At 53.8% G+C, this 6,407-nt stretch carries 6 protein-coding genes and 1 pseudogene; 6 read left to right on the top strand and 1 reads right to left on the bottom strand.

The genetic code is table 11. The features are described from left to right. Positions 1-1,595: M24 family metallopeptidase (locus ACIQ2T_RS11350; RefSeq protein ID WP_397590908.1), on the top strand; the 1,595-nt coding region annotated here is incomplete at its 5' end. A gap of 9 nt (positions 1,596-1,604) precedes the next feature. On the opposite strand, the gene ACIQ2T_RS11355 is transcribed toward ACIQ2T_RS11350, so the two are convergent. Further along, on the bottom strand, positions 1,605-2,213 hold the full coding sequence (locus tag ACIQ2T_RS11355) for a crotonase/enoyl-CoA hydratase family protein (RefSeq protein WP_397590909.1): 609 nt from the start codon (positions 2,211-2,213) through the stop codon (positions 1,605-1,607). Between the two features lie 199 nt (positions 2,214-2,412). On the opposite strand from ACIQ2T_RS11355, the gene yghU reads away from it, so the two are divergent. The 5 genes and pseudogenes from yghU to ACIQ2T_RS11380 all read left to right on the top strand — a co-directional run. Beyond that, positions 2,413-3,291 carry a glutathione-dependent disulfide-bond oxidoreductase gene (gene yghU, locus ACIQ2T_RS11360; RefSeq protein WP_397590913.1) on the top strand — a complete coding sequence of 293 codons (879 nt, stop codon included), beginning with the start codon at positions 2,413-2,415 and terminating at the stop codon, positions 3,289-3,291. A 232-nt stretch (positions 3,292-3,523) separates the two neighbouring features. Beyond that, a complete protein-coding gene (locus ACIQ2T_RS11365) occupies positions 3,524-4,783 on the top strand; it encodes a tyrosine-type recombinase/integrase (RefSeq protein ID WP_397590910.1) in 1,260 nt (419 codons plus the stop codon). 158 nt (positions 4,784-4,941) lie between these two features. Then, on the top strand, positions 4,942-5,277 hold the full coding sequence (locus ACIQ2T_RS11370) for a hypothetical protein (RefSeq protein ID WP_397590911.1): 336 nt from the start codon (positions 4,942-4,944) through the stop codon (positions 5,275-5,277). 84 nt (positions 5,278-5,361) lie between these two features. Next, a complete protein-coding gene (locus ACIQ2T_RS11375; RefSeq protein WP_397590912.1) occupies positions 5,362-5,580 on the top strand; it encodes a helix-turn-helix transcriptional regulator in 219 nt (72 codons plus the stop codon). Positions 5,581-6,216: 636 nt separating this feature from the next. Continuing rightward, positions 6,217-6,348 (top strand): annotated as a pseudogene (locus tag ACIQ2T_RS11380) (IS481 family transposase); the annotation flags it as partial. Between the last annotated feature and the right edge of the window lie 59 nt (positions 6,349-6,407).

Below are 6,407 nucleotides of genomic sequence, written 5' to 3' on the forward strand. Positions count from 1 at the left end.
CGCTTCAAGTACGCGAGCAGGTCGATGGCAAACATTGGCAATATGTGGGCGTGCCGCAAACGAGCATTGCTGACTGGTTGAAGGGCCACGCCCCAACAGGCGCGCGCATTGGCTATGACGCGTGGGTCCACACCAAAGGCTGGGTCGAAAGCGCGACCAAGGCACTGGCCGCCAAGGGCGCTGAACTCGTTGCGGTCAGAAGCAATCCAATCGACAGGGTGTGGGCCGAACAGCCGCAGAAAAGCGTGGCCAAGCTGATCGTACATGACACCCAATATGCAGGGCAAAGCAGCGCCGAAAAACGCGCCGCTGTGGCTGAATGGCTGACGTCTAATAACCTCGACAGCACGGTGATTTCCGCGCTGGATTCGGTCGCATGGTTGCTGAATGTGCGCGGCTCCGACGTGTCGAACACGCCCGTCGCGCTCAGTTTCGTACTTGCCCATGCCGATGGCACCGCGGATTTGTTTGTCGCACCCGAAAAGATCGACGACGCCGTCCGCGCCCACCTTGGCAATGCGGTGCGCCTGCGCGATCCGTCGGAATTCGTGCCGGAATTGCGGTCGATGAAGGACAAGCGCATTGCGGTTGACCCCGACCGTGCCGTGGCCGCGATTTTCGGTGCGCTGCAAAATGGTGGCGCGCATATCATTGAAGCACGCGACCCGACCATATTGCCCAAGGCGGTTAAAAACCCTATCGAGCAATCGGGCCACCGCGCCGCGCAAGCCCGCGATGGCGCAGCGTTGAGCCGGTTCCTGCACTGGATGCGTGAAACCGCGTATCAGGGCGGGCTGAATGAACTATCCGCGGCTGCGCAGCTGAAGGCGTTTCGCGAAGATACGGGAATGCTGAAAGACCTGTCGTTTGACACAATTTCCGCCACGGGCCCCAATGGCGCGCATTGCCATTATAAGGTCGATGAAAGCACCAACCGGGCTATTGAACCCAACAGCATCTATTTGGTCGACAGCGGCGGACAATATCTGGACGGCACCACTGACGTTACCCGCACGATGTGGGTTGGCCCTGGGGCGCCAACCGCAGAAATGAAAGACCGCTTCACCCGTGTGCTGAAGGGCCATATTGCCTTGGCCTGCGCAGTCTTCCCAGAAGGTACAAGAGGCGCGCAATTGGATACGATGGCGCGCGCATCGCTGTGGCAGGCCGGCCTTGATTATGCACATGGCACTGGCCATGGCGTCGGCAGCTTCCTTGCTGTTCACGAAGGGCCGCAGCGCATCGCCAAATACGCTGGCGGGCAAGCGGGCAGCGACGAGCCGTTGCAGGCAGGCATGATCCTATCGAACGAGCCTGGCTATTACAAACAAGGCGAATATGGCATCCGCATTGAAAATCTGGTATTGGTAGAGGACCGCGCAATCGCCGGCGCAGAGGAGCGCTATCTCGGTTTCGAAACCCTGACCTTCGCACCTATCGACAAGACATTAGTGGACGTCAGTCTGCTCAATAGCGATGAATTGTGCTGGTGGAACGATTACCACGCACAGGTCTTGGACGTTGTCGGCCCGCAATTGGATGGCGCAGCACTGACATGGACGCAGGAGGCCTGTGCGCCTTTGGTACCCGCCTAAGCCCTGTCTTCAAAGTTTGTGGTGCGCGCCCAAGCTCGCGCGGATGCGGTCGAGGGTGGGTTTGCGGATGGCAGCCTTGTTCCATGCATAGGCCGGGGCGGGAAGTTGCGCGAGCTGACCGGCAACGGCGATGGCTTTGGCTTCGACCGCGCCTGCGTCTGCAAGCATGTCGAGATAACCCGCCTCGACTGCGCCTTCGGGATTATAGATAAAGCCCTGAATCATAGCGCGCGTGAGGTGCGACGGATTCAGGCGATCGCGTGCAAGCTCCATCGCGAAAATAGGCAAGTTCATGCTCGTGATCGCCTCGTTCGCGCCAATTTTATAGTCGCCTGCGGTGCCAATACGCGTGTCGCACGCGTGCAAGATAAAAACACCCATCGCAATCGCATGGCCGTTGCAGGCGGCGACCACGGGCAACACTCCGCCGTACAAGCGAAGCAGTAACTCCGCGCCTGCATCCAGCAATCTATACACGCCATCGGCCCCAAGGCTGGCAAATGCGTTCAGGTCAAACCCGCCCGAGAAGCGACCATCACGTCCCGTCAGCACAATGGCTTTGCCGTCGTCCATACGGATCAAGGCGATGTCGTTGGTTATTTCGACAGTGGCCGGCATATGAGCTCTCCTGTAAGCTTTTATAGCGCTACTAAGGCCAAAGTTTACGTGACCGTCAACCTCTATATGTTCGCATATGATGTCAGCAGGCGGGCGGCAAATGGCCCTGCAAGTCGTGCAGCGAGTTAACGCTTTTTCCAGTGGCGCAGGCGCATCCAATGGCTATGTTGCACCTGAACCAATTTCCAAGGAGCATCGCATGACCCAGACTTTTTCCGAATATACCCCGGCCGATGTCTGGGCGTGGAATACCGAAAATGGCGGCCAGTTCGCAAATATCAACCGCCCAATCGCAGGTGCCACCCATGACAAGGAACGCCCTGTCGGTAAACACCCGATGCAGTTGTATTCGCTCGCAACGCCAAACGGCGTGAAGGTCACGGTAATGCTTGAGGAGCTGTTAGCACTTGGCCACAGCGGCGCGGAATATGATGCGTGGTTGGTCAACATCCGCGACGGCAACCAGTTTTCAAGCGGTTTTGTCGACGCCAACCCAAATTCCAAAATTCCCGCTTTGTTCGACCATTCAACGCCAGAACCAACCCGCGTGTTCGAATCCGGATCAATCTTGTTGTATCTTGCGGAAAAGTTCGGCGCGTTCTTGCCGACCGAGCATCACGCCCGAACCGAGACGATCAACTGGCTGATGTGGCAGATGGGCGGCGCGCCTTATTTGGGGGGTGGCTTTGGCCATTTTTATGCCTATGCGCCGTTTAAGTTTGAATATGCGATTGACCGTTTTGCCATGGAGGTAAAACGGCAATTGGACGTCTTGGATCGCAATCTAGCGGAGCGCACATATATGGCAGGCGATGCCTACACGATTGCCGATATGGCAATTTGGCCGTGGTATGGCGCGCTGGTTAAGGGCCTGATTTACGATGCAGGTGCGTTTCTCTCGGTGCATGAATACAAAAACGTCATTCGCTGGACGGACCTGATTGCCGAACGTCGGGCGGTCAAGAGGGGCCGCATGGTCAACCGCGTGATGGGTGATCCGGCGAGCCAGTTGCATGAGCGGCACGACGCGGCTGATTTCGATACCAAGACGCGGGATAAGATTAATCTGGCAACGTGATCACACGCAGTGCCGCAAAGTGCGACGGGCCTTTAGGCCTTCTTGAAATCGGTTTGCGGGTTCACCTTTAGGAAGGCCACAGCCTGGCGGAGACGGAGTCCTACTCAGTTGGGTCCAGTGAGCCATACTAAGGATTATTATTACATTGTGTTACAGTATGTTAAATCGTTTTAGCCTCTTGTAAGATCGCAATGGACTCACTACTATCTAGCCTTGAAAGGTGGGTATTAAGGTGGGTAGAAGCGCTAGGGCAGACCTGACTGTTCGTCAGGCCGAGACGACAACAAAGATTGGCTACACGGCAGATGGGAAGCAGCCGGGACTGAACTTGCAGGTTACAGCAAGTGCGTCTGGATATGCGCGATCATGGGTATTCCGTTACACAAGCCCTACCACAGGTAAGCGTCGTGAGCTTGGGCTTGGCCCCCTTAGTAGCGTTGGATTGGCTAAAGCACGAGAAAAAGCTCGGGAAGCAGGAGACGAGGTTACTGAAGGCATCGACCCGAAGGACGCCCGTGATACTGCCAAGACCCAGAATGTAGCGTGGCGTGAGCGCCTGACTTTCGAAGAAGCCGCCGCTCAGTGTATAGCTACCAAGCAGCATGAGTGGAAAAATGCTAAGCATCGTCATCAGTGGGCAGCGACGCTAAAGACCTATGCATACCCGTCGTTAGGTAAATTGCCCGTCGACCAGATCACCATGGAGCAGGTACTTGGTGTGCTTGAGCCAATTTGGACCACCAAGACTGAAACTGCCAGTCGCGTCCGTCAGCGGATCGAGACCGTTATGGACTGGGCTAAAGCCCGTAAGCTTGTCAAGGGCGATAATCCTGCATCGTTAAAGGGCGGCCTTGACCAACTGCTACCTAAGGCCCGCAAGATAGCGAAGGTGAAGCATCAACCTGCGCTGCCGTATCAGGAAGTTAACGCCTTTGTGCAGGCGCTGCGCGACAAGAGGGGCATCAGTCCTAAGGCTTTCGAATTTCTTATCCTTACCGCTGCGCGATCTGGTGAAGTGTTGGGCGCGAAGTGGAATGAGATCGATCTTGTCACTAAGGTTTGGACGATACCTGCTGAACGCATGAAGGCCGGTCGCGAACACCGCATCCCACTGAGCACAAGGGCGGTAACTATCATCGCAGAAATGCTGAAGGGTAAGCAGTGTGAATATGTGTTTCCTAACCCTACCGGTAAGAAGGGAATGTCAAACGGCGCGCTTCTCGCAGTTATTAAAGGCATGTCTGATTTCGCGGCCTATGTACCACACGGCTTCCGTTCGACGTTTCGCGATTGGGCGGCGGAAACCACTAGCTTCGCAAATGAGACACTCGAGTTGGCGTTGGCGCACACCATCAAGGACAAGGCGGAAGCTGCATATCGGCGTCAGGACCAGCTAGAGAAGCGCTTCAAGCTGATGGAACTATGGGCTGGCTACGTAGCGCGTCAACCGCAGGCGGCGACGGTTACTGCAATAGGCAAAGTAGGTTTATAATGGCTAGCGGCAAACGTGGTCGGCCCCACTCTCCGTTTTTTGCGGATCCAGAAAGTGAACGGCTACGTGTAGACCGATGCATTAGGGAAGGACGTAACCCATACCCGCCCTACAAACACGAGCCGTGTGCCGCCGAGCTTGAATTGAAGAAGGCCGTTATGCCAGGTGTGCCGTTCGATTTGGTCCTGACTTTAAACGACAGTGATTGTGAGGGCTTCCCACTATTCAATGCTCAAGCGGAGGCCAAATGGGATGAAACAAAGGCCAAGCGGAAACACGACTCTAGAAGTGGTGGCGAAATGAAACCAAAGGCCAACCTTGCCGCCTCAGTAATTGCTGACCACGCGCATTTCATACAAGCCAAAAAGGCTAAAGGCGCCCGGAAAAGCGATGTAATCAACTGGGTCAATACCTTTAGACTAAAGGCAAGGTTAGAAATTGCCGGGCGTAGTGAAATGTATCGGCAGCTTACCGCGTCTGGTCTCTGGGATTAAAAACCGTCCGGCCTGCTATGAGGCACAAAACTAAGTTCGCACAAATAGATGGTCTCTTTAACCCCATAAAGGACCAAAAGGATTATGGAACAGAGTGTTAACAGTGGGTCGATTCGTATTGCCCGCCCCGACGAGGTGCGTACTCGCATCGGAGTAAGCCGCGCTAAATTCGCGGATATGGTTGCCAAAGGCCAATTCCCTAAACCATTTACGATTATCCCCGGTGGCCGCGCTGTAGGCTGGCTGGGGGAAGATATTGATACTTGGATCATGCAACGTGCAAAGGGCGACGAAGCTCAGTGACCTGTCTTCCAAATGACGCTGAGCAGAGATCTGATATCGCTAAGATGTTGTATATCTCACTATTGGGGTAGGATAAGGGAAAGCAGGGGCTAGTTACACCAGCCCCAAAACCCGGCAATTCTAGGCGACAGGGGTGGGGAACTATCTTGATTAAGCGCAGACACGCGCCCGCTTTGGACACTGTCAAGGTTTTGTTAATGTTACCTAGGCTCCAACATGAACGAAACCATCTATTGTAAACAAAAACGGCTAATGTAATAAAAAAAGGGCTAATGTAAAAACTAATGTGAAATGTTTTATTTATGTTTTTCATATACTTAAGTGTATTGTAAGCAATGTAAAAGAAAATACATGATGCATGGGGAAAATGAAACTGAGCGGGCAGTCTCGCAAGCTCTCCCCTGCGGGTGTATAAAATTTGGTTGCTCCATATATATTATTTTTACAATATTACATTATTACAATACAACAAAAACAGCCAAAAAACCTAGGTGCTAGGCCGATTGCTTTTGTAAAATTTCCAAAACCACTTTTTTTACATAACACCCATTTATTTTACAAAGCACCCAGGCGTTCCTAGGCCAATACTCCGATAGTTTACGCAGCCATTAGTGCCAAATGATCTGACGACGGACACTGCTCAGCTATAAAGGCGCCGTCGATCTCGAAGCCAAGCTCAGCGAATGGGAAACCTTCTACAACTTCAACAGACCACACGGAGCCTTCAAAGGAAAAGCGCCCTATGAAGAACTCAGAGAAAGGCTATAAACTCTCCCAGTCGATGTCCCTCTAGATAGTCAACCTTACACCCTCGCCACAAGCCGAGC

The organism is Sphingorhabdus sp., assembly GCF_044357595.1.
In the GTDB taxonomy this organism is placed as follows: Bacteria; Pseudomonadota; Alphaproteobacteria; order Sphingomonadales; family Sphingomonadaceae; genus Sphingorhabdus_B.

What these genes read in the sequence shown, in the direction of transcription:
- ACIQ2T_RS11355 (WP_397590909.1), bottom strand. Translation starts at nt 2,213, where the DNA reads ATGCCGGCCACTGTCGAAATAACCAACGACATCGCCTTGATCCGTATG.
- yghU (WP_397590913.1), top strand. Translation starts at nt 2,413, where the DNA reads ATGACCCAGACTTTTTCCGAATATACCCCGGCCGATGTCTGGGCGTGG.
- ACIQ2T_RS11370 (WP_397590911.1), top strand. Translation starts at nt 4,942, where the DNA reads ATGCCAGGTGTGCCGTTCGATTTGGTCCTGACTTTAAACGACAGTGAT.
- ACIQ2T_RS11375 (WP_397590912.1), top strand. Translation starts at nt 5,362, where the DNA reads ATGGAACAGAGTGTTAACAGTGGGTCGATTCGTATTGCCCGCCCCGAC.